General features: G+C 70.7%; 23 protein-coding genes. 9 read left to right on the forward strand and 14 right to left on the reverse strand.

The genetic code is table 11. From position 1 onward, the window contains the following. Positions 1 to 12: 12 nt before the first annotated feature. Positions 13 to 1,143 carry an ATP-binding response regulator gene (locus AC6RUA_RS06925; RefSeq protein WP_499815199.1) on the forward strand — a complete coding sequence of 377 codons (1,131 nt, stop codon included), beginning with the start codon at positions 13 to 15 and terminating at the stop codon, positions 1,141 to 1,143. 211 nt (positions 1,144 to 1,354) lie between these two features. On the opposite strand, the gene AC6RUA_RS06930 is transcribed toward AC6RUA_RS06925, so the two are convergent. Together AC6RUA_RS06930 and AC6RUA_RS06935 are read right to left on the reverse strand one after the other, a co-directional pair. Then, the gene (locus tag AC6RUA_RS06930) at positions 1,355 to 1,873 is read right to left on the reverse strand and encodes a DUF5812 family protein (protein ID WP_499815412.1); all 519 of its coding nucleotides are present in this window, start codon (positions 1,871 to 1,873) and stop codon (positions 1,355 to 1,357) included. Positions 1,874 to 2,333: 460 nt separating this feature from the next. Beyond that, the gene (locus AC6RUA_RS06935) at positions 2,334 to 3,056 is read right to left on the reverse strand and encodes a DUF8056 family protein (protein WP_499815200.1); all 723 of its coding nucleotides are present in this window, start codon (positions 3,054 to 3,056) and stop codon (positions 2,334 to 2,336) included. A gap of 129 nt (positions 3,057 to 3,185) precedes the next feature. On the opposite strand from AC6RUA_RS06935, the gene AC6RUA_RS06940 reads away from it, so the two are divergent. Together AC6RUA_RS06940 and AC6RUA_RS06945 are read left to right on the forward strand one after the other, a co-directional pair. Continuing rightward, the gene (locus AC6RUA_RS06940; RefSeq protein ID WP_499815201.1) at positions 3,186 to 4,469 is read left to right on the forward strand and encodes a phosphoglucose isomerase-related protein; all 1,284 of its coding nucleotides are present in this window, start codon (positions 3,186 to 3,188) and stop codon (positions 4,467 to 4,469) included. 3 nt (positions 4,470 to 4,472) lie between these two features. Beyond that, a complete protein-coding gene (locus tag AC6RUA_RS06945) occupies positions 4,473 to 5,222 on the forward strand; it encodes a CPBP family intramembrane glutamic endopeptidase (protein ID WP_499815202.1) in 750 nt (249 codons plus the stop codon). 96 nt (positions 5,223 to 5,318) lie between these two features. Here AC6RUA_RS06945 and AC6RUA_RS06950 read toward each other — a convergent pair whose 3' ends face one another. Further along, the gene (locus tag AC6RUA_RS06950; protein ID WP_499815203.1) at positions 5,319 to 5,777 is read right to left on the reverse strand and encodes an NOB1 family endonuclease; all 459 of its coding nucleotides are present in this window, start codon (positions 5,775 to 5,777) and stop codon (positions 5,319 to 5,321) included. A 9-nt stretch (positions 5,778 to 5,786) separates the two neighbouring features. Beyond that, positions 5,787 to 6,035 (reverse strand): PRC-barrel domain-containing protein, encoded by a 249-nt coding sequence (locus AC6RUA_RS06955; protein ID WP_499815204.1) that lies wholly within the window; start codon positions 6,033 to 6,035, stop codon positions 5,787 to 5,789. Positions 6,036 to 6,284: 249 nt separating this feature from the next. Between AC6RUA_RS06955 and infB the strand changes: the two genes are divergently transcribed. The 3 genes from infB (at position 6,285) to AC6RUA_RS06970 (ending at position 8,760) form a co-directional block, all read left to right on the forward strand. Then, positions 6,285 to 8,069: a translation initiation factor IF-2 gene (gene infB / locus AC6RUA_RS06960; protein ID WP_499815413.1), complete on the forward strand. Its 1,785-nt coding sequence runs from the start codon at positions 6,285 to 6,287 to the stop codon at positions 8,067 to 8,069. 127 nt (positions 8,070 to 8,196) lie between these two features. Next, on the forward strand, positions 8,197 to 8,460 hold the full coding sequence (locus AC6RUA_RS06965) for a DUF8015 family protein (RefSeq protein WP_499815205.1): 264 nt from the start codon (positions 8,197 to 8,199) through the stop codon (positions 8,458 to 8,460). Positions 8,461 to 8,616: 156 nt separating this feature from the next. Next, the gene (locus AC6RUA_RS06970) at positions 8,617 to 8,760 is read left to right on the forward strand and encodes a DUF8015 family protein (RefSeq protein WP_499815206.1); all 144 of its coding nucleotides are present in this window, start codon (positions 8,617 to 8,619) and stop codon (positions 8,758 to 8,760) included. Between the two features lie 12 nt (positions 8,761 to 8,772). Here the strand turns inward: AC6RUA_RS06970 and AC6RUA_RS06975 are convergent, their stop codons facing one another. From AC6RUA_RS06975 to AC6RUA_RS07005, 7 genes are all read right to left on the reverse strand, one after another. Then, positions 8,773 to 9,153: a DUF5811 family protein gene (locus AC6RUA_RS06975; protein ID WP_499815207.1), complete on the reverse strand. Its 381-nt coding sequence runs from the start codon at positions 9,151 to 9,153 to the stop codon at positions 8,773 to 8,775. Positions 9,154 to 9,202: 49 nt separating this feature from the next. Then, positions 9,203 to 9,685, reverse strand: coding sequence for a pyruvoyl-dependent arginine decarboxylase (locus AC6RUA_RS06980; protein WP_499815208.1), 483 nt, complete (start codon positions 9,683 to 9,685; stop codon positions 9,203 to 9,205). Between the two features lie 129 nt (positions 9,686 to 9,814). Further along, a complete protein-coding gene (gene pan2, locus AC6RUA_RS06985; protein WP_499815209.1) occupies positions 9,815 to 11,047 on the reverse strand; it encodes a proteasome-activating nucleotidase Pan2 in 1,233 nt (410 codons plus the stop codon). Between the two features lie 114 nt (positions 11,048 to 11,161). Next, positions 11,162 to 12,958, reverse strand: coding sequence for an oligoendopeptidase F (pepF, locus tag AC6RUA_RS06990; protein ID WP_499815210.1), 1,797 nt, complete (start codon positions 12,956 to 12,958; stop codon positions 11,162 to 11,164). 245 nt (positions 12,959 to 13,203) lie between these two features. Beyond that, positions 13,204 to 13,419 (reverse strand): hypothetical protein, encoded by a 216-nt coding sequence (locus AC6RUA_RS06995; RefSeq protein WP_499815211.1) that lies wholly within the window; start codon positions 13,417 to 13,419, stop codon positions 13,204 to 13,206. 53 nt (positions 13,420 to 13,472) lie between these two features. Continuing rightward, positions 13,473 to 14,495 carry a polysaccharide deacetylase family protein gene (locus AC6RUA_RS07000; protein ID WP_499815212.1) on the reverse strand — a complete coding sequence of 341 codons (1,023 nt, stop codon included), beginning with the start codon at positions 14,493 to 14,495 and terminating at the stop codon, positions 13,473 to 13,475. Next, positions 14,488 to 16,017: a glycosyltransferase family 2 protein gene (locus tag AC6RUA_RS07005; protein ID WP_499815213.1), complete on the reverse strand. Its 1,530-nt coding sequence runs from the start codon at positions 16,015 to 16,017 to the stop codon at positions 14,488 to 14,490. Before AC6RUA_RS07005 ends, AC6RUA_RS07000 begins: the two co-directional genes overlap by 8 nt. A gap of 435 nt (positions 16,018 to 16,452) precedes the next feature. Between AC6RUA_RS07005 and AC6RUA_RS07010 the strand changes: the two genes are divergently transcribed. Beyond that, on the forward strand, positions 16,453 to 16,980 hold the full coding sequence (locus tag AC6RUA_RS07010; protein ID WP_499815214.1) for a type 1 glutamine amidotransferase domain-containing protein: 528 nt from the start codon (positions 16,453 to 16,455) through the stop codon (positions 16,978 to 16,980). A 249-nt stretch (positions 16,981 to 17,229) separates the two neighbouring features. On the opposite strand, the gene AC6RUA_RS07015 is transcribed toward AC6RUA_RS07010, so the two are convergent. Beyond that, positions 17,230 to 17,514: a hypothetical protein gene (locus tag AC6RUA_RS07015; protein ID WP_499815215.1), complete on the reverse strand. Its 285-nt coding sequence runs from the start codon at positions 17,512 to 17,514 to the stop codon at positions 17,230 to 17,232. Positions 17,515 to 17,720: 206 nt separating this feature from the next. On the opposite strand from AC6RUA_RS07015, the gene AC6RUA_RS07020 reads away from it, so the two are divergent. Then, entirely contained in the window at positions 17,721 to 19,046 is a 1,326-nt protein-coding gene (locus AC6RUA_RS07020; protein ID WP_499815216.1) for a M28 family peptidase, read from the forward strand. A gap of 16 nt (positions 19,047 to 19,062) precedes the next feature. On the opposite strand, the gene AC6RUA_RS07025 is transcribed toward AC6RUA_RS07020, so the two are convergent. Beyond that, on the reverse strand, positions 19,063 to 19,467 hold the full coding sequence (locus AC6RUA_RS07025) for an HAD family hydrolase (RefSeq protein ID WP_499815217.1): 405 nt from the start codon (positions 19,465 to 19,467) through the stop codon (positions 19,063 to 19,065). 24 nt (positions 19,468 to 19,491) lie between these two features. Between AC6RUA_RS07025 and AC6RUA_RS07030 the strand changes: the two genes are divergently transcribed. Next, positions 19,492 to 19,629: a hypothetical protein gene (locus AC6RUA_RS07030; RefSeq protein ID WP_499815218.1), complete on the forward strand. Its 138-nt coding sequence runs from the start codon at positions 19,492 to 19,494 to the stop codon at positions 19,627 to 19,629. Between the two features lie 78 nt (positions 19,630 to 19,707). Here AC6RUA_RS07030 and truA read toward each other — a convergent pair whose 3' ends face one another. Continuing rightward, on the reverse strand, positions 19,708 to 20,568 hold the full coding sequence (truA, locus tag AC6RUA_RS07035) for a tRNA pseudouridine(38-40) synthase TruA (protein ID WP_499815219.1): 861 nt from the start codon (positions 20,566 to 20,568) through the stop codon (positions 19,708 to 19,710). Positions 20,569 to 20,571 lie beyond the last annotated feature (3 nt).

The raw sequence follows: 20,571 nt of genomic DNA on the forward strand, positions 1-20,571 counted from the left end.
CGACCCACTCCCATGCCAGACGACACACTCAGCGTACTCCTGATCGAGGACAACCCCGGCGACGTTCGGTACATCGAGGAACTCCTGCGGGAGGCGACGGAACTCATCGAGCGGACGTTCGGGCGGGCGCAAGGAGGGGGGGAGGACGACCCGGGCTGGGGTGATGGTGCTACCTCGATGAGGCTGTTCCACGAGTCGCGGCTCTCGTCGGGGGTGGACCACCTCGACGAGGACGACGTCGACGTCGTCCTCTTGGACCTGAATCTCCCCGACAGCGAACGGCTGGAGACGCTCAGGGCGTTCCGCCGAGTCGACGACACGGTTCCCGTCATCGTCCTCACCGGCGTGCGCGACCGGGAGATGGGAATGGAGGCGTTCCACGAGGGGGCCGACGAGTACCTGGTGAAGGACCAGCTCACCGACGACCTGCTGGTCCGGTCTATCTACCACGCGCTCGTCCACCGTCGCGACGAGCGCGAACTCGAACGCCAGCGGGACCAGCTCCGGGCGAAGAACGAACGGCTCGACGAGTTCGCTAGCATGCTGGCCCACGACCTCCGGAACCCGCTCTCCGTCGCGGTCGGGTCGCTGGAGCTGTGGCGGGAGACGACCGATCCGGACGGCCGGGACACTCTCGAGAACGTCGCGGACGCCCTCGACCGGATGGATCGGCTCATCGACGACATCCTGACGCTGGCGCGGCAGGGAGAGCGTATCGAGGATCGACAGCCGGTCGACCTCGAGTTCGCGACCCGCGAGGCGTGGGGGCACGTTCCGACCGAGGAGGCGACGCTCGAGACGGAGGTGCTCGACGAGTCGGAGCGCTTCCTGGCAGACCCCGACCGCCTCGCGCGACTGCTGGAGAACCTCTTCCGGAACGCCGTCGAGCACGGCGGCACGGACGTGACCGTCCGCGTCGGACCGCTCCCCTCGGGTTTCTACGTGGAGGACACCGGCCCCGGCATCCCCGCGGAGGAGCGGTCGCGCGTTTTCGATGCCGGGTACACGTCCACCCCCTCTGGGACCGGGTTCGGTCTCACCATCGTCGGGGACATCGCCGGCGCTCACGGCTGGGACGTCGCCCTCGTCGACGGGTCGACCGGCGGCGCACGGTTCGAGTTCACCGGCGTCGAGCGGCCGTGAGACAGCGGCCGGACCCGGGTACCGACCTACCGAGTAGCAGTGGCTCCTGTCCGCGTAGCCGAGCCTCGACCGGCCCTCTCAATGCCTGCTCAGAGCGTTCGGTGTCGGTCGGTGTCGAAGTTCCTATCGCGGCACGCAGTTTACCCGCCCGCACCCCACTCCCGTCAGTCGATGGACCTCGGCCCACCCGACCCGTCGGAATCCGCCTCGTTCAGGGCATGTACCGGACGACGACGACGCCCGGCGACGAGCGCACCTCGACGCGGGCGACGCCGAGTCGGGCCGCCCGCGCGACGGTCACCTCGTCCGAGAGCACGTCCTCGACGGCCTGTTCCGTCTCGTCCTCGGGGACGGAGATGACGTGAATCTCTCCCTCGCCGGCGCGTTCACGCCGGGCGAGTTCGCCCGTCGGCCGGTCGGCGGCGACGTCGAGCGACTGCCGCGTGGGCGACTCCCGACTGCGCTCGACCGGAATCGTCCGGCGCTCCCCGATGTCGACGAGCTGCCAGGAGACGTTCATCGGCGGGTCGGGCGCGACGGCGCCGTCGACCACGTCCCCCTCCTCGACGCCCGGGTTCGTCGAGAGCGTGTGGACCTGTCCGGAGTCGACGTCCCGCACCACGGCCGACCCCTCGTCCGCGTGGGTCACGAGGAACGTCCCCTCCTTCCGCTCGCTCTCGCCCGCCACGTCGAGGGACGCGCCCTCCAGCGCGGATTCGAGCGCGTCCATGTCGAGTTCGTCGTCTGTCATCGAGAGCGGGTACGCGTCGCGGCCATTTCGGGGTTTCGCGTCCGGACGGTCGCCGGAGCGGCTCCCGTCGGACCGAACCGGCCGCGTTTCGACGGAACCGAGCGCGTGACCGGTGAGAGAGCACTCGGTTCGATGAACCGGGGTTCGCTGTATCGAATCGTCGCGAGCCAGGCACGTCGGAGACAACCGAGAGGAGCAGGAGGTCCCGTTCGACGGAGAGCGCGTCCGTACCGACGGCGGACCACGGTCGGCGGTCGAGCGACCGTCCGACACTACTCGACAGACTGCCCACCGAGGGCAGAGGAGGAGTAGCTACGGAGTACGGTCACCCCGGCAACCCCCGCGGCGACGCCGCCGAGTACACCCACGGCGCCGAACACGAGACTCTGCCAGTACAGGACACGGGCCGCAGTCAGTAGCCAGCCAGTGTGAGCCAGAGTTAGCACACCGACCCCGAGCAGGAGACGACGACCAGTAGCCACCGACGAATCGACCGAAGGAGCTCGGTTGTCTCTGAGGACACGAGACGGCGATACCGCGTGACCGACATCAGCGTGTCGGAGCCGCTACCGGAACACGCGGTGGACGACGAGGACGAGAACCGCCGCGAGCGCCGGACGACGAGGCCCGCCGTGGACGGGAGCGCGTAGAGCGACGCCACGAGCGGCGCGAACGCGCCGGCGGGCGGCGGGCGCGACACCGTCTCGCCGTCGAGGACGAACGTCTCGGGCATCGCCGCGACGGTTCCGAGGTAGAGACTGAGGAGGAAGACGTAGCCGGCAGCCGCGAGTGCGGGGTCGTACGCCGGGTGGGTGCGAGCGCCCCGTCGGCGCGCCCGCGCGACGAACAGCACCGGCGCCACCACCGGCGCGACGGCTCCGAGTCCGACGAGGACGAAGAACGCCCGGACGATGGAGAACCGCGCGCCGGCCGTCGCGCCGATGAGCTGGACCAACGCGAGCAGGAACAGGAGCGAGAGTCCGGCCGCGGCGGCCCCACCGAGGAGCACGTACGACTTGAACAGGCGCGACTCGCTGGCCCGGAGGGCGTACGGGAACGCGCCGAAGACGCCGCGGTACGCCGTCCCGTGACCGCCCCCGTCGACCGGTTCGGACGCCTCTCCGGACGCCCGCGACCCGGCCGTATCCGACCGTTCCGTCATCGCCCACCGTACGGGACGGAGTGGGGTAAACCTCGCGTGTCGCGGCGGCGGCGGACCGCAGCGACGGCCGCCGCGAACGTCCCAGAGCCGACGGCAACGGTTTTCGGGCTCCACCTCCCCACTCCGGGTATGCGAGCCGACATCGGGAACGCGCTGGACGGGACGCTGGGGCTGGACCGCGCGGCCCTCGACGAGGTGGACGACCGGGTAGCGGACGCCCACGAGCGCATCGCCCGCGGCAGGCGCGACGCCGAACACGGCTACGCCGCGTTGAACCTCCCGGAGACGTGCGACCCCGACCCGATCCGCCGAGCCGCCGAGGAGTTCGACCCCGAGGCGGTGTTGACCGTCGGTATCGGTGGAAGCGCGCTCGGCGCCGCGACGGTCACCGACGCGCTCGACTCTCCCGTCGACGCGTACTACCTCGACAACGTCGACCCGGCGTGGGTGTCGGCGCTGCTCGACCGTCTCGACCTCTCGGAGACGGTGGTGAACGTGGTGTCGCGCTCCGGCACCACCGCGGAGACGCTGGCGAACTTCCTCGTCGTCCGCGAGGCGATGGACGCCGCGGGCGTCGACTGGACCGACCGGACCGTCGTCACGACGGGCGCGGAGGGGAACCTCCGCGCGATGGCCGAGCGGCACGACCTGCCCGCACTCGACGTGCCGGACGGCGTGCCCGGCCGCTTCTGCGCGCTCTCGACGGTGGGCCTGTTCGCGGCGGCCGTCGCCGGCCACGACGTCGACGCGCTGCTGGCGGGCGGGGCGACGGAGGCCGAGAAGCTCTCGGGGTCGCTGTACGAGTCGCCGGCGTACGCGTACGGCGCGACGGCGTACGCGCTCGCGGAGCGGGGCGCGGCGGTCAACGCCGTGATGCCGTACGCCGAGTCGCTCGAGCGGTTCGCCGAGTGGTTCGCACAGCTCTGGGCCGAGTCGCTCGGGAAGGACGGCCGGGGGCAGACCCCGGCGCGAGCGCTCGGTGCGACGGACCAACACTCGCAGCTCCAGTTGTACCGGGCGGGGCCCGCGGACAAACTGGTCACGCTCGTCCGCCCGACGGCGGGGCCGGACGAACTCATCCCCGAGACGGACCTGGAGGGGCTGTCGTACCTCGGCGGCTCCTCGCTGGGCGACCTGCTCGACGCCGAGTTCCGCGCGACGGAGGCCAGCCTCGCGGCCGCCGGTCGGGAGAACGTCCGGCTGGAGATCGACCGGGTCGACGAGCGCGGCCTGGGCGAACTCCTGTACGCGATGGAGGCCGCCTGCGTACTGTACGGCGAACTCGCGGACGTGTCGACGTTCACCCAGCCCGCGGTGGAGTGGGGGAAGAAGGCGGCGCGCGGCCTGCTGGGCGGCGGCGAGTTCGACGAGGCCGACGCGGTCCGCGAGAAGCGCCGGCTGGACGTCGAGTGACCGATGTCCGACCAGTCCGCCAGCTGGAACGTGGACGTTCGGCCCCGCCAGGTCGGGGTCCGCCTCGCGCAGGCGCTGTTCGTCGTCGCGGCGGCGTACGTGTCGGCGGCCGTGTTCGTCTCGGCGTTCGACGACCTCGGACGGGCGCTCGGACTCACCGCGGAACCAGAACTGTACACCGTCCGGACGGTCGGCCAGTTCGTCGGGTTCGGGGTCGCGGCGCTCCTCTTCGTGACGTACGCGGGCGACCGAGACGTGCTCCGGGCACGCGTCCCCTCGGCGAGCGACGTCGGGTGGGGAGCGGTCGGGGCGGTCGTCCTCCTCGTCGGGCAGTACGCGCTGCTGTTCGCACTCGCGGCCGTCGGCGTCGAAGTCGCCGAGAACCGTGCGCTCGCCCCGGGCGAGGGTGCGCCGCGGTACTTCCTCTACATGGTCGTCGTCTCGATTCTCGTCGTCGGCCCGGGGGAGGAACTGGTGTTCCGCGGGGTCGTGCAGGGCGAACTCCGGCGGGCGCTCGACGCCCCGGCGGCCATCGGCATCGCGTCGGCGCTGTTCGGGTCCATCCACTTCGTCGCCGGGACGGGGACGGTCGTCGAGCGGTCGGCGTACGTCCTCATCGCGCTGCTACTCGGCGTCGTCCTGGGCTACCTCTACGAACGGCACGCCACGCTCGTCGTGCCGGCGCTCGCGCACGGCCTGTACAACGGCACGCTGTACGGCCTGCAGTACGCGAACGAGGTCGGTCTGTTCTGAGCGGCGGTGAGCCGACGACGCGGGGCGAATCGGCGGAACCGGCGAGGCGCGCGGAACGCGCGGACTCCGTCGAACCGGCGGACCCGCGACGCGGGACTACGCGGGGTTCTTCCGACTGAGGTCGCTCCCGCAGACCGGGCAGCGGTCGCGGTCCTCGTCGAACTCGCGGCCGCAGCCGGCACACTGGAACGTCCAGTCGCGCCGCTCGTCGATACCGTCGCGCGCGATGACGGTGACCGTGACGCCGAGTTTGTCCGCGACGTTCTGCATCGCGTAGTCGTCGGTCACCAGCGTCGCGTCGAGTTCGAACGCCGCCGCGATGAGCCGCGCGTCCGTCTCCGAGAGCGTCCCGGCGTCGCCGGTGTCGCCCGCGGCGCGCCGGACCCGCTCGACCGTCTCGCCGTCCGGGACGTGGATGCGCATGCCGGCCCCCTCCATCGCGTCGAAGCGGTAGGCGTGCTCCCCCTCCAGTTCCTCCTGGACCAGCGGAATCGACGCCGTCGGCTCGTCGGTGTGGTACTCGTGGATGAACGCCGAAGAGTCGAGGATCTGCATACGGTTCGCCTACGAGGTTCGGACCACGATGTAGTCTTTCACTGCCTGCACGTGGTCGACGGGCACGAGGATGCGTCCGTTCTCGTCGTACTCGAACGGGACGCGACCCGCCGGGATGTTGTCGTTCGGCGTGACCAACAGGTCGCTGAGCGCCCCCGTCTTGATGTCCATCGAGATGTTGTACAGCATGCCGAGTTCGGTCCCGTCGGAGCCCATGACGGCCTTCCCCGAGAGGTTCTCGGCGAGGATGTCTGCCATAGTTCGTCTCACTCCGTCGACCCTGATAAACGCCACGCCACCGTCAGACGAGGGGCGGACCGAAAACCCGACACGGCCGGAAGGTCCGTTCGCGTCACTCCCCGTCGAATCCGGAGGGACTGACGGCTGACACGACCGGGCGACGAGTCGAAGCGCTTACTTCCGCGGCGGAACCTACGAGTCACAAGGACCTTCTTCCGGGGGACACTCGCCATGGCAGACACCAACACCGACGCCGACGGAGAGTCGATGGCCGACGCCGGGTCGCTCCGCACGCCAATCGTGGCCGTGCTGGGTCACGTCGACCACGGGAAGACGACGCTTCTCGACAGGATACGCGGTTCGACGGTCCAGCAGGGCGAGGCCGGCGCCATCACCCAGCACATCGGCGCGACGGCGGTGCCGCTCGACACCATCTCCCAGATTTCGGGCGCGCTCGTCGACCCGACCGACTTCGACCTCCCGGGCCTGCTGTTCATCGACACGCCCGGTCACCACTCGTTCACGACGCTCCGCTCGCGCGGCGGCGCGCTCGCGGACATCGCGGTGCTCGTCGTCGACGTGAACGACGGGTTCCAGCCCCAGACCGAGGAGGCCATCGACATCCTCCGCCGGACGGGCACGCCGTTCGTCGTCGCCGCGAACAAGGTGGACACCACGCCTGGGTGGAACCCACAGGAGGACGCCCCCATCCAGCAGACGTACGATGCACAGTCGGACCGCGCGCGCTCGATGCTCGACGAGCACCTCTACGAACTCATCGGCAACCTCTCGGACGCGGGCTTCTCCGCGGACTTCTACTGGCGCGTCCAGGACTTCCAGAAGAACGTGGGCGTCGTCCCGCTCTCGGCGATGACGGGCGAGGGCGTGTCCGACCTGCTCGCGGTCCTCATGGGACTCTCCCAGCGCTACATGAAAGCCGAGATGGAGGTGGACACCGCCGGCCCGGGCAAGGGGACCGTCCTCGAGGTGAAAGAGGAGCGCGGCTTCGGGTCGACGCTCGACGTGGTGCTGTACGACGGCACCGTCCGGACGGGCGACACCATCGTCGTCGGCGGACAGGACGACCCCATCGTGACCGAGGTGCGCGCGCTCCTCCAGCCCCGGCCGAACGCCGAGATGCGCACCGAGAAGCGGTTCGAGAAGGTGGAGTCGGTGTCGGCGGCCGCCGGGGTAAAGATCGCCGCGCCGGACCTCGACGGGGCGATGGCGGGCGCGCCCGTCCGCGTCGTCCGCGGCGACGACGAGGCGAGCGTCGTCGAGGAGGTGCGACAGGAACTCGCGCGCATCGAGGTCCAGACGGCCGAGGACGGCGTCGTGGTGAAGGCGGACACGCTCGGCAGCCTCGAAGCCGTCGCGAACGCCCTGGAGGAGGCCGAGGTTCCCATCCTGCGCGCCGAGGTGGGCGACGTCGCCCCGCGCGACGTGACCGTGGCAGAGACGGCCAACGAGGAGACCCACCGGGTCGTCCTCGGGTTCAACGTCGACGTGCTCCCGGCCGCCGAGGAGGACCTGGAGCGGAGCGACGTGCGACTGTTCGAGGACGACGTCATCTACCAACTCGTCGAGGAGTACGAGGAGTACGTCGACGAACTTCAGCGCGCCCAACAGGAGACGGTGCTCGACAACATCCACCGGCCGGCCCGGTTCCGCATCCTGCAGGACCACACCTTCAGACAGAACGACCCCGCGGTCGTCGGCGTCGAGGTCGTCTCGGGGACGCTCCAGAACAACCGGAACGTCGCGAAGTTCGAGGGCGACGAGCCGGTCCGCGTCGGGGGGCTCTCGGGCATCCAGAACCAGGGCGAGGACGTCGACGAGGCGCGGGCGGGCGAGCGGGTGTCGGTCGCCATCGACGGCCCGACGGTCGGCCGGCAGATCGAGGAGGGGGACGAACTCTGGATCGACCTGCCCGAGAAGCACGCGAAGATACTCGAACAGGAGCTCTCCTCGGAGATTCGAGCCGACGAGTTAGAGGCGCTCAACGCCTACCTCGACAAGCGGCGCAAACGGGAGCCGTTCTGGGGGAAGTAGCGGGGTCGTTCTGAACGTCCCTCAGAGCTTCGTAGCGTTATAGAGACCCTCTCGACCCTCTTGAGACGGTGAGCGGCGAAATTCTAAAGTGGAGTCGGTCCGTACCGTCGGCCGGAGGTGAACGCTCGTGAGCTACGGTACCCCATCGACCGAGAGCGGTTTCGCGGTATCGACGTACGACCTGCTGCTCGCGCTGGTTCCCGCGTGTCTCGTACTCGGTATCGGCGGGGCGTGGCTCCTCGCCGCGTCGACCACGACGGGCGTGGTCGCCGGGGGAACGTTGTCGGCGCTGGTGTGCGGCTACGGGCTGTTCTACCGCGCCCCGATTGCGCGCGAACGCTGGCCCGAGTCCCGGTTCGGACGCGCGGGACCGGGCGGACCCGACTCGTGAGCCGACCCGGACGCGAAAGGCCCGCCTATCCCGTCGAAGCGAGCGCGTAACCAAGGTGGCGCGGGGCGTCGTCTCGGACCACCTGTGCCCGACCGTGACCTGTCGGCCGGTTCGTCGGTCCCGTCGAGGTAGGACCTCCTGCTCGTACTGGTCCCGTTGCCGCTGGCAGCGGCGGTCGGCGTGGCGGGGCTCTCGTCCACGATGACGACGCGGGCCGTCGCCGTCGGCGGGCTCGCCTCCGCGCTGGTGGTGAGCTACGGGCTGTTCTACCGGACGCCGGTCGAGAAGAGCGAGGAGTGAGCGACGGACCGGCTACCGCGCCGTCGGCTCGAACTCGCCGCCGACGGCGTTCATCACCTGCGCGGCCGCGCTGGCGGCGAGCCCCTGTGCCACCTCGTTCCGGTCCGTCTCGTCGAGACCGGACTCGAGGTCGTCGAGGTCCGGTTCGAACCCCGCGCTGACGGCGTGTCCGACCGGCGGACGGACCGCGACGGTCGCCTGCGGCCCGTTCGCGCCGTACGAGAGCTCCGACCCGACGGCGTAGCTGTCGGGCAGGTACGACTCCGTACGCGAGACGATGCCCGCGACCGCCCGCCGGAGGGCGTCCTTCTGGTCGGTCGAGAGTTCGACTTTCTCCGGCTGGCCGGCCTCGACGACGCCGGGCGCGCCTGCGTATGGGGTGTTTCCGTTCATCAGGATGAGCCGAGGTAGGGGGCACCCCGGTATAAAATCGTCGCCAGTGCTACGCGACCGGTTCGCTCTCCCCGTACGCCGCCAGCACGACCGCCGCCGTGTACGCCCCGGTGTCCGTCTCGGCGCTCGCGACCAGCGTCTCCTCGTCGGTGAACGTCCAGTCGCGCAGCGCCCGCCCGTCGGCCAGTCCTTCCCCGACGGTCCGACGGACCGCGTCCGGGTCGGTCCCGTCGGCCTCGTAGAACAGTCCCGGTCCCGGCCCGGTCGCCCACCCGAGTCCGGCGACGACTCGGTCCGTCTCGTGGGCGTCGCCGGGCGTCGCGGCCGCGCGCGCCTGCACGACCGTCAGTCGGTTACCCGCCGGACCGAGGGAGGGTGCCGACTCGGTGACCCGGACCGTCGCGTCCGCGGGCACGACCGACGACACCGTCACGAGGTTGTACGCGTGGAGGTTCGCGTCCGCCAGTGCCGCGTCGTACGCGGAAATCGCCGTCCGGCCGTGACCGGTGCCGGCGACGACGGTGATGTCCATACAGAGCGTGGACCATCGGGGGTCAAGTGGATGTCGAAGCGGCGGTCGCGAACCCGGGCGGACAGCGGGGAGTCGAGACAGGGAGGCCGAGAGCGTCGAACGGACGGAGCGTCCGGACGCCGACCCGGCTCAGTAGCGGTACGCGCCGAACCCTTCGGTGGTGATGCTCCCCTCGCCGTCGGACTCGACCTTCTCGCGGGCGGCCTCGAAGTCGGTCATCCGGACCTCGGTGCGGTCCTCGCGGATGGCGAACATCCCCGCCTCCGTCGCGAGCGCGGCGATGTCCGCGCCGGAGTAGTCGTCGAGGTCGAGCGCGAGGGTTGCGAAGTCGACGTCGTCCGCGACGTTCATGTCGCGCGTGTGGATCTCGAGGATGCGCTCGCGTCCCTCGACCGCGGGGGTGGGCACCTCGATGAGGCGGTCGAACCGACCGGGTCGGAGGATGGCCTCGTCGAGCATGTCGAAGCGGTTGGTGGCGGCGATGATGCGGATCTCGCCGCGCTCGTCGAACCCGTCCATCTCCGAGAGCAACTGCATCATCGTCCGCTGGACCTCCGCGTCCCCGGACGTCTTCGAGTCGGTCCGCTTCGAGGCGACGGCGTCGATCTCGTCGATGAAGATGACCGCCGGTTCCCGCTCGGCCGCGAGTTCGAACAGGTCGCGGACGAGCCGTGCCCCCTCGCCGATGAACTTCCGGACGAGTTCGGAGCCGGCCATCTTGATGAACGTCGCGTCCGTCTCGTTTGCGACCGCCTTCGCCAGCATCGTCTTGCCCGTCCCCGGCGGCCCGTGGAGCAACACCCCGCTCGGCGGTTCGACGCCGACCGCGTCGAACTGCTCGGCGTTGAGCAACGGGTCCTCGACGGTCTCGCGCACCTCGCGCACCTGCTCGTCGATGCCGCCGATGTCGGCGTACGACACCTCGGGGGAGGCGTCGACCTCCATCGCCTGTGCGCGCGCGTCGGTCTCCTGGTCGAGCACCGTCTGGACGCTGAACGAGTCGTTGATGGCGACGCGGTCACCCGCCTCGAGTTCGTCCTCCAGCCGCGAGGAGACGTCGGTCAACACCTCCTGGTTGTTGCCGTGCTGTTTGATGATGGCTCCGTCGTCGGTGAGTTCCTCGACGGTGGCGACGTACAGCGAGGAGGTCTTCAACGCCTCGTTGCGGCGCTTCAGTTCGTTGACCTCCTCGCTGAGTTCCTCCTGACGGCCCTCGGCGTCGGCGAGTCGCTCGTTCAGTTCGTCGTTGACCTGAACGATGCGCTCGAAGTGCTGGCGAAGGGCCTCCAACCGCTCCCCGTCGCTCATGTCCGGGTCGAGTTCGAGACGGGGCCGGTCGGGAAGGGACGGACTCCGAGACATTTCTCGGCCGTGTTTGGTGGTGGCCGTTAATGTGGCTTTGGGTGCCGGGGAGTTTTTGTGTACGACCGCGTCGCCGCTCGCAACGGCCCACCGCCGACGATAATCGGTTCGCGCTCAGAGGCCGAGCAGGTCCTCGGCGCGGCCGAGGTACTGGTCGTAGGTGTCGATGGCCGACTCGATGGGGGCGGCGGCGGTCATGTCGATGCCGGCGACGGCGAGCACGTCCATCGGATACTCGCTGCCGCCCGCCTTCAGGGCGTCGCGGTAGTCGGCCGCCGCGGACTCGCCCTCCGTCTCGATGCGGTCGACGACGGCCGCCGCCGCGGAGATGCCCGTCGAGTACTGGTAGACGTAGTAGTTGTAGTAGAAGTGCGGGATGCGCATCCACTCGCGACGGATGTGGTCGTCGACAGACGCGTTCGCGTAGAACTCCGCCTTCAGCGACCCGTACATCTCGTCGAACGCGTCCGGCGTCAGCGGTTCGTCGGCCTCCGCCGTCTCGTGTATCTCCTGTTCGAACGCCGCGAACATCGTCTGTCGGAACAGCGTCGAGCGGAAGCGTTCGAGGTACTGGTCGAGCGCGTGCGCGCGGAGTTCGTCGCTCTCGGCGTTCTCCAGCAGGTAGTTCGTGAGCAGCGTCTCGTTGACCGTCGAGGCCACCTCCGCGACGAATATCTCGTAGTCGGCGTCCTGCCACGGCTGTTCGTGCTTGGCCAGTTCCGAGTGCATCGAGTGGCCGAGTTCGTGCGCCAGCGTGTACACCGAGGCGACGTCGTCCTGGTAGTTCATCATGATGAACGGCTGGGTGTCGTACGTCCCCGCGGAGTACGCGCCAGCGCGCTTCCCCCGGTTCTCGTACACGTCGACCCAGCGAGACTCGAGCCCCTCGGCCATCCGCTCCTGGTACGCCTCGCCCAGCGGCGCGACGGCCTCGACGACGTACTCCTTCGCCTCGTCGTAGCTCACCTCGGGGCCCTCGTCACCCGTGAGCGACATGTAGAGGTCCCACATCTCCAGGTCTTCGACGCCGAGCGCCCGCCGCTTCAGGTCCGCGTGCCGCTGGAGGGAGTCGAGGTTGTCTCGTACGGTGTTCACCAGGTTGTCGTACACCTCGACGGGGACGTTCGGTCCGTCGAGCGCCGCCTCGCGGGCGGTGTCGTAGTCGCGTGCCTCGGCCATCTTCACGTCCTTCTTCACCGACTTCGACAGCGTCGTCCCGACGGTGTTGCGCACGTCGGCCCACTCCTCGTAGAACTCCTCGTGGACCCGCTGACGGAACGCGCGGTCGGGCTTCTGGAGCAGCGTCGTGAAGTTGCCCTGCGATATCTCGACGTCCTCGCCGTCCGGCCCCTCGACCGTGGGGAACGTCAGGTCGGCGTTCGCCAGCATCGAGTACGCCTCGCTCGCCGCGTTCGTCACCTCGCCGAGGTCGGCGAGCAGTTGCTCCACTTCCGCCGAGCGCGTGTGGGGCTTCATCCGCAACACGTCGTCGAAGTACTGCTCGTACTCCGCGAGCGCGGGTTCCTCGTCGACGAACGCCTCCACGTCGGCCCACTCCAGTTCCTGGAGTTCCGGCTCGATGAAACTGGACGCGCTCGACGCCTCCGACCCCAGCGACTCCGCCTTCGACGCCATCGCCTGGTACTCCTGGTCGCGGGTGTCCTCGCTCGACCGGAGGTTCGCGTACTGGACCACCTGCGCCACCTCGCGGGCGACCGACTCGTACGTCTCCATCAGTTCGCGGAGGGTCGCCGCGCTCTCGGTCGTCCGGCCCTCGTAGGCGCGAATCTCGTCGAGGCGACCCCGCGCGTCCGCGAACGCCGCCTCCCACTCGTCGTCGTCCGCGTAGATGGAGTCGACGCTCCACTTGTACGCCACGTCTATCTCCGACCGCTCGGGAACCGAACTCATGACCGTGCGTTCCCGTGCGCGCTGGTAAGTCTTGCCAAACCGGGACACCCGACCGGGCCGTCCTCTTCGGCCGGCAGCGCTCCGGGGCCGAGCATCCCTCTCCGGGAGGGCCCCGTGAGGAGAGCGAACCGGCTCGCGATAAACTCGTATTCGCGATACGAAACCGCGCACGTCGGCCGCCGTGGACGGTCGGGGAGGCCGGACCGCCCGTCGGTGACTCGACGGGGGCGACGGGTTTCGGCGACTCAGACGCCGTCCCGGACGGTCTCCCAGTGCGCGGTCGGGGTGGTAACCTCGACGTCGCTCTCCTCGATACAGTCGAGCACGTCGACGAATCCCCGACGGGAGACGTGGTCGTCGGTCCGGTTCCCGACGGTGTGGGCCGACACCACGACGAGCATCTTGAGCCGCGCGGCCCGTCGTATCTGCTCGGTCGCGTGGACGGGGTCGTCGACCGACACCCGTTCGATGGCCAGCGGGTCGGCGGGCGGGGTGCCGTTCAGCCCGTCGCTGGTCAGGTAGTTGGTGTAGTGGTACTCCGAGACGATGTCGAGCGTCTCGGGGGCGACCCGGCCGAACGGTGCGACGAAGTGGTCCGCGCCCGCTGTGTACCCCCGTTCGACCAGCCACCGTTTCGTCTCGACGACCGCCGCCCGCTGTCGCTCCCGGGGGTACGCCGGGAGGGGGCCGGGAGGGGACGGTCCAACTGCGGGTGCGCGATGAGGTCCCACCCGTCGTCGTGGTACGCGTCGAGTTGGTCACCGGTCAGGTGACCGCCGACGCCGACCAGGTCCGGAATCACCGCGGTCGCCGCCGCGAACCCGCGACGGCGCAACTCCTCGTAGGCGGTGGCGACGCTCGCACGGTTGTCGTCGAAGACGAGCATCACCCGCCCGGTCGTCGCCTTGGGCCGAGTCTCGAACCGGCCGAGAACGACGGGTCGATCGCCCGAGACGACTTCGACGCGCAGCCGTCTCACGTCCGCCGGATTCGGCGAGCCGAGTTCGCTCGTCGGTCCCACCCCCACCGTGAGCGGGGTGTCCGGGAGCGGGTTGCGGGGGTGGCGATAGCTCACGAACTGGTTCCGCTCGTCCGGCGCGAGCAGTCGCACTCGGAGCGGGCTCGCCGGTCCCGCGGGGAACCGCGCCCGGAACGAGAGGTCGAACCGCGCGAAGTCGAACGGGGTCTCGAAGACGTGTTCGATGCGACCGGTCGGGGCCGGCGTGAGGCGTATCGACTCGCCGTCCGCCGTCCCGTCCCCGGCGTCGGCCGAGAGGTCGCCCGCGAGGACCCGCCAGCCGTCGGGCGTCCCGAGTCCCGGGCGACGCGTCCCGCTCCCGCGAACGACCTGCCGGCCGGAGTTCGACAGCCGGAGCGAGGCCGGGTCCACCGACGACCGCTCGGGTGTCGCCGCCCGCTTCCCCGTGGCTTCGCGGCGGAGCGATTCGGCCCGACGGACTCCCGACCGTACGAGGAGCGTCCCGCCCACGGTCGACCCGAGCGCCGCGAGGAACGTCCGCCGGCGAGCGTCAGTCACTGGTCACCTCCCCCTCGACGGTCGGTGAGCGATACGCCGCGGACGTGTCGTCCGCCTCTCCCGCCGGCTCCGACGGCCGCCGCGAGACGCGGTTCCAGCGCCGCTCGGTCCGCCGAACCGCATCGAGGAGCGACTTGAGCACGATGCCGCTGAGGAGGTAGTTGTACGCGATAATCGCCACCGGCGCGTAGAGGATGAGTCGCGGGTCGCCCTCCTCGACGACGAGCGCGAAGAGGGTGACCAGCGACTGGACGAGCGTGAACAGCGCCACCATCGCCGCGACGTAGGCGACGTTGCCCCGGAGCAGTTCCGCGCCGATGGCTCCGACGACGGCGACGGTCACGAACGGGAGGGCGAGAAACGAGACGACCTGGTACGGGAACACGACGCCCGAGAACCCGTCGCGTTTCCCGCTTCGGAGCGCCGCGGCGTGCTTGTACAGGGTTTCGAGACTCCCGCGACTCCACCGGATGCGCTGTCTGTAGAGGTCCCCCCACGTCCGCGGCGCCTCGGTGTACGTCACCGCCTCGATCGCGCGGACCTGCCAGCCGGCCCTGAGGAGTTTGACCGTGACGTCGAAGTCCTCGGTGAGCGTGTCGCCGTCGTAGCCGCCGACCGCCTCGAGTGCGCTCCGTCGGAAACAGCCGAGACAGCCCGGCACGACGTTCACGCTGCCCAGCGTCGCGAACGCGCGGCGGTACGTGTTGATGCCGATGGCGTACTCGAGCGCCTGCAGTTTCTCGACGAGCGAGTCCGTGTAGTGGAGTTTGACCGTCCCCCCGACCGCCCCGACCGACTCGTCCGCCTCCAGGTCGGCGACGGCGCGCACGAGGGCGTCCTCCGCCACCACGGAGTCGGCGTCGACGGTGACGATAGCGTCGCCCGTCGCCCACTGGAGCCCGTAGTTGAGCGCGGCGTGTTTGCCGCCGTTCGGCTTCCTGAGCACCGTCACCTCGTCGGTGGCGTGCGCGAGCGCTTCCGCGTACGTCCCGTCCGTGCTCCCGTCGTCCACGACGAGTATCTCCTTCCGCCCGGGGTACCGCGCCCCGGTGAGCGAGTCGAGGCACCGCCCGATGCACGCCTCCTCGTCGTACGCCGGGACGAGCACCGTCAGACTCGACCCGGGCGGGTCGCGGTCCCCGCTTCGACCGTCGCAGCGCACCTTGTGGTACCAGGCCGCCGGGAGCACGAACCAGACGTAGAAGAACACCACGAGGAGCGCCCCGAGCAACACGGCGCGCAGGACCGTCGTCCCGTTCGCGTAGAAGTGACCCCCGACGAGTGCGCCCGCGGGGACGAGGAACAGACACCAGTCCGGGACCCGCGAGAGCGGTCCCGGTCGCCCCCCGTCGTCGCGTTCGGGGGCGGTGATTACCGCGCAGTACAGGAGTCCGACCACTCCCACCCCGAGTCCGACCCGCACGACGGTCGGCGGGAGGAAGGCGAGGAGGACCCCGAAGCCGAGCACCGACGCGAGGAACGCGCAGTGGACTCGGACGTTCGCGCCGAGATGTCGCGCCACGCGACGAGACCAGTCCATCGTGCCGTCCGCTCGACGCGCCGAGATTTTGTTACGATATAAATACTTCCTAGGCCCCGGACGGAAACCACACGTTGCTGAAGGAAATGAGCGACCCTACCGGCAGGCCGGACGGCGAAATCGGACCGTACACCGGTGACAGTGGCGGCATACTGGCTGCGCTCCCGGCGTGGCAGAACCGCCGCGAGCGCGGCGATTCCGGGCGACGGCACGGTACGCTCCGGGTACGGCCCGACCGCGAGGTCGGGCCCCGCGGGCGCACCGCTCGACCCGACGCTACGGAGTGGACCGCGACGACCGAACCGGGGGACGACGCGAGCGTGTCCGTCGGCGCTGGCACGTAACCGCCCGCCGCGTAGACGAGTTGCAGGTGCCGGGCGGCGGCTTAACCGTCTAACCACCCACCGTCGACACGCCATGAGCGGACTCATCATCACCGGCGACGGGTTCGAGGACGCGGAGTTCACCTACCCGTACTACCGCCTGCAGGAGGCGGAGTACGACGTCGACGTGGCGACGCCCGAGGGCGAGTCGTTCGAGAGCAAACACGGGCAGGAGTTCGAGGCCGACCTGCGCGTCGCCGACGCGAGCGCCGACGAGTACGACTTCCTCGTGATTCCGGGCGGGCGCGCCCCGGAGTCGATGCGGCTGTCGGCCCCGGAGAGCGCCGACCTCATCGCGGCGTTCGACGAGGCGGGCACGCCTATCGCGTCGGTCTGTCACGGCGTGCAGTTGCTCATCAGCGCCGACGTCCTGGAGGGCCGCGACGTGACCGGGTACATGTCGCTGGAGGTCGACGTGGAGAACGCCGGCGCGACGTACCACGACGAGGAGGTGGTCGTCGACGACAACCTCGTGAGTTCGCGCGTCCCGGACGACCTCCCGGCGTTCGCGGGCGCGTTCCTCGACCTGCTCTCCGAGCGGTCGGTCGAAGCGACGGCGTAGGCCTCGCTCCGACCTCGGACGTCACCGCTCTCACTGCTCTCGTTTTTCTGCGACTCGACGCCGGTTATCGGCCCGTGCGAGGCGTTCGGCCGGGGGACTCACGCCGACCATCGACCCGACGCGACCGTCGCGAGCGGGGACCCGCATCCGACTCGAACTCGTGGTGACCATCGACGACGCCCTCGAACTGACGCTCGACGACTCGGCTCCCGGCGTCGACCACGACGCCGGGAGCCGACGTCCACATCCTCAGGAGTCGATCCGCATCGGCCCCGACCGGCGTCGGCGCACCAGCGCGCCGACCGCCGCGCCGCCGGCCGTCAGCGTCAGCGCGCCGAGCGCGTACGCGACGGCGAGGAGCCACGTCGGCGAGTCCGACTGACCGCCGGCGCGCGTGAGCGCGTATACAGCCCACGCGACGAGACCGAGCGGCGGTCCGGCGGCGGGCGCGAGCCAGCGGACGGGGTCGTCGCGGACCCCCGTGACCGCGACGGTTCGGGCGGCGTGAGCCGCCGGGACGAACGCGCCGACCACAGGAGTCCGGCGGGGAGGGGCGACCCGGTACCGAGGCGGGCCGCGGCGAAGCCGGCGGCGGTCGCCGCCGCGGCGAGGAGAGCGACCGGGAGAGGGCGTGCGAAGCGGGACACGGTTCGTCCGTCGGCGGCAGCGGAGGTAACTGCTCCGCCGGCCGGCGTGGCCGTCACCCCCGGACTTTTGGCGTCGCTGGGGGACTGCCCACCATGGACGACATCGCCGACGCCGTCGGCCGGACGTGGGTCGACGACCGCCCCTGGGAGTTCCTGACCGACCTGACCGCCATCGGGAGCCGGATGGGCGCGAGCCCCGGCGAGGAGCGCGCCGCGGCGCTCGTCGCGGAGGCGTTCGAGGACGCCGGTCTGACCGACGTGCGCGAGCAGCCGTTCGAGACGAACGAGTGGCGACGCGGGTCGACCCGGCTCGAACTGGTCGGGGAGGTCGGGGAGGAGTCGCGCGCGTTCGACGCCATCGCGCTCCCGTACTGCCCGGCCGGCGAGGTGCGCGGCGAACTCGTGGACGTGGGCTACGGGACGCCCGACGAGATAGACGCGGCCGACGTGGAGGGGAAGGTGGCCGTCGCGAGCACCACGACGCCGAAGGGGAGCCGGTTCGTCCACCGGATGGAGAAGTTCGGCTACGCCGCGGAGGCGGGCGCGGTCGGGTTCGTGTTCGTCAACCACGTCCCCGGCCAACTACCGCCTACGGGGTCGCTCACGTTCGACAGTGAGGCGGTCATCCCCGCGGTGGGCGTGAGCAAGGAGACGGGCGCGTGGCTGACCGAGTACGCCGGCGAGCGCGAGGTGGAACTCGGCGTGGAGGCCGAGACGGTCCCCGGCGAGAGCCAGAACGTCCTCGCCCGGACGGGACCTCAGAGCGAGGAGGACGTGCTCGCGGTCGCGCACTACGACGCCCACGACGTCGCCGAGGGCGCGCTCGACAACGGCTGCGGCGTCGCGGCGCTGGTGACGGCCGCGCGAATCGTCTCGGAGGCCGACCTCGACACGGGCGTCCGGTTCGCCGCGGTCGGCTGCGAGGAGACGGGGCTCGTGGGCGCGGAGCACCTCGCCGCGACGACCGAGACGCACGACCTGAAGGCGGTACTCAACCTCGACGGCGCCGGCCGGTTCCGCGACCTGGTGGCGATGACGCACACCTCCGAGGCGATGGAAGACGTGACGCGCCGGGTGTGCGCGGCCGCGAACCAGCCGGTGGAGGTGCGCGAGGAACCCCACCCGTTCTCGGACCAGTGGCCGTTCGTGCGCGCCGGCGTGCCGGCGGTCCAGTTGCACTCTGACAGCGGCGAGCGGGGCCGCGGCTGGGGACACACGCAGGCCGACACGCGAGACAAGGTCGACGACCGGAACGTGAGGGAACACGGCATCCTCGCGGCGCTCCTGCTCCGGGAACTGGCCGACGAGGCGACCGAAGCGCCCACGCTCGACGCGTACGAGTTGGAAGAGGCGTTCCGGGAGGAGGAGTACGAGACGGGGATGCGAGCCGCGGGACTGTGGCCCGCCGAGTGGGAGTGACGCCGCCCGTCCGCGCTCACGCGACGCGGTTGGGTTCCGGCGGGTCGGCGTTCGAACCCGTCCCGGCGACGGCGGCGACGTCGCGGAGCGAGTCGAGTTCGTACGTCGGGTCCGCCGCGAGTTCGTACCCCACCCGGTGCGGGCGGCGGACGAACGCGGAGTCGACGCCCGCGCGGTCGGCCGCGACGACGGCGGCGTTGCCGTCGCCGACGAACAGCGCGTCGCGCGTGCCGAACGCGTCGAGCGCGCGGTCGAGGTAAGTCGGGTCCGGTTCACAGCGGGCGTACCCGTCGAGCGTCGACCGGACGTCCGCGTAGAGGGGCTTGCGACCGGCGAGCATCGCGGTCCGCTGGGTCGCCGCGGCGTACGCCTCGTGCTTCGCCCAGAACGCGTCGGGGTCGACGTCGTATCGCTCGCACACCGCCCGAACGCGGCCGACGCTCCCGTGGACGACGCTGTCGACCCCCTCCGTCTCGGGTGCGCGTCGAACCAGCGGAACGCCGCCGCGATGGCCGCCCGCCTCGTCTCGATGGGGGTCGGGTGCGTCAACACGCCGTCGACGTCGAACACCACCGCCTCGTAGGACATGTGGGGGCGACTCGACCCGGGCGGGGAAAGCCTCGCGATGAGGCGTCCGAACCGGTCCGAGGGGGAGCGGGGGCTATAGAGCGTTCAGTACGTCGGTCGCGGTCCGGGTCCGGACGAGGCCGTCGCGGCGCGTCCGCTCGAACACGGCCCGCGCGCTCGACGCGGCGTCGGGGTCCGTCTCGAACGCGAGGTCCGGGTACGTCACGTCCGCGAGCACGAGCGGCGTCGGGGGGGCGGCCGCGACGCCCGCGGGGCCGCTCAGGCGCTCGTCCGAGAGGACCCGCTCGACCCGGTCGAGGCCCGCCGCGCCGGTGGCGACGCCGCGGACGACGGTGGCGAGTCGGCGGACGAACTCCCGGGGGAACCCGTCCGCGGCGGCGCGGACGACGAGGAACGCGCCGTCGCGGTCGACCGAGCAGTCGAGGGTCCGGACGGTGCCCGTCCCGTCGGGCGTGAGGTTGTGGAAGTCGTGTTCGCCCGACAGCGCCGCGGCCGCCTGCCGCGCCCGCGAGAGCGCGGCGTCCGCGCCGTCCGACGGCGCGGACTTCGACGCGGGCGACGCCGACGCCGGCGAACCCGACTCGGGAACGTGGAGGTGGTACCGGTACGTCCGCCGGGTCGCGTCGTGGGTGGCGTGGAACCCGTCGGGTGCGGGAGCGCTCGCCCACGGACGGACCGACGCGGGGAGTTCGGACCCGAGCGCCGCGGGCGTGAGCCAGTCGGGCGCCTCGAACGCGACGGTCTGGGCGACCGCCGAGACGCCGGCGTCGGTCCGGCCGGCGGCGGCGTACCCCTCCGGTTTCTCCTCCCCGCCTCCGAACACGCCGAGCGCCCGGAGCGCGTCGAACACCGCGTCCTCGACCGTCGACACGTCCGGCTGACGCTGGAAGCCGCGGAACGACCGGCCGTCGTACGCGATGCGGAACGCACGCACCGG

This window comes from Halorarum sp. SLYT50 (assembly GCF_059821265.1).

Bases quoted from the DNA above. Each gene is read 5' to 3' on its own strand.
- AC6RUA_RS06925 (WP_499815199.1), top strand. From the start codon at position 13: ATGCCAGACGACACACTCAGCGTACTCCTGATCGAGGACAACCCCGGC.
- AC6RUA_RS06930 (WP_499815412.1), bottom strand. From the start codon at position 1,873: ATGGACGCGCTCGAATCCGCGCTGGAGGGCGCGTCCCTCGACGTGGCG.
- AC6RUA_RS06935 (WP_499815200.1), bottom strand. From the start codon at position 3,056: ATGACGGAACGGTCGGATACGGCCGGGTCGCGGGCGTCCGGAGAGGCG.
- AC6RUA_RS06940 (WP_499815201.1), top strand. From the start codon at position 3,186: ATGCGAGCCGACATCGGGAACGCGCTGGACGGGACGCTGGGGCTGGAC.
- AC6RUA_RS06945 (WP_499815202.1), top strand. From the start codon at position 4,473: ATGTCCGACCAGTCCGCCAGCTGGAACGTGGACGTTCGGCCCCGCCAG.
- AC6RUA_RS06950 (WP_499815203.1), bottom strand. From the start codon at position 5,777: ATGCAGATCCTCGACTCTTCGGCGTTCATCCACGAGTACCACACCGAC.
- AC6RUA_RS06955 (WP_499815204.1), bottom strand. From the start codon at position 6,035: ATGGCAGACATCCTCGCCGAGAACCTCTCGGGGAAGGCCGTCATGGGC.
- infB (WP_499815413.1), top strand. From the start codon at position 6,285: ATGGCCGACGCCGGGTCGCTCCGCACGCCAATCGTGGCCGTGCTGGGT.
- AC6RUA_RS06975 (WP_499815207.1), bottom strand. From the start codon at position 9,153: ATGAACGGAAACACCCCATACGCAGGCGCGCCCGGCGTCGTCGAGGCC.
- AC6RUA_RS06980 (WP_499815208.1), bottom strand. From the start codon at position 9,685: ATGGACATCACCGTCGTCGCCGGCACCGGTCACGGCCGGACGGCGATT.
- pan2 (WP_499815209.1), bottom strand. From the start codon at position 11,047: ATGTCTCGGAGTCCGTCCCTTCCCGACCGGCCCCGTCTCGAACTCGAC.
- pepF (WP_499815210.1), bottom strand. From the start codon at position 12,958: ATGAGTTCGGTTCCCGAGCGGTCGGAGATAGACGTGGCGTACAAGTGG.
- AC6RUA_RS07010 (WP_499815214.1), top strand. From the start codon at position 16,453: ATGAGCGGACTCATCATCACCGGCGACGGGTTCGAGGACGCGGAGTTC.
- AC6RUA_RS07020 (WP_499815216.1), top strand. From the start codon at position 17,721: ATGGACGACATCGCCGACGCCGTCGGCCGGACGTGGGTCGACGACCGC.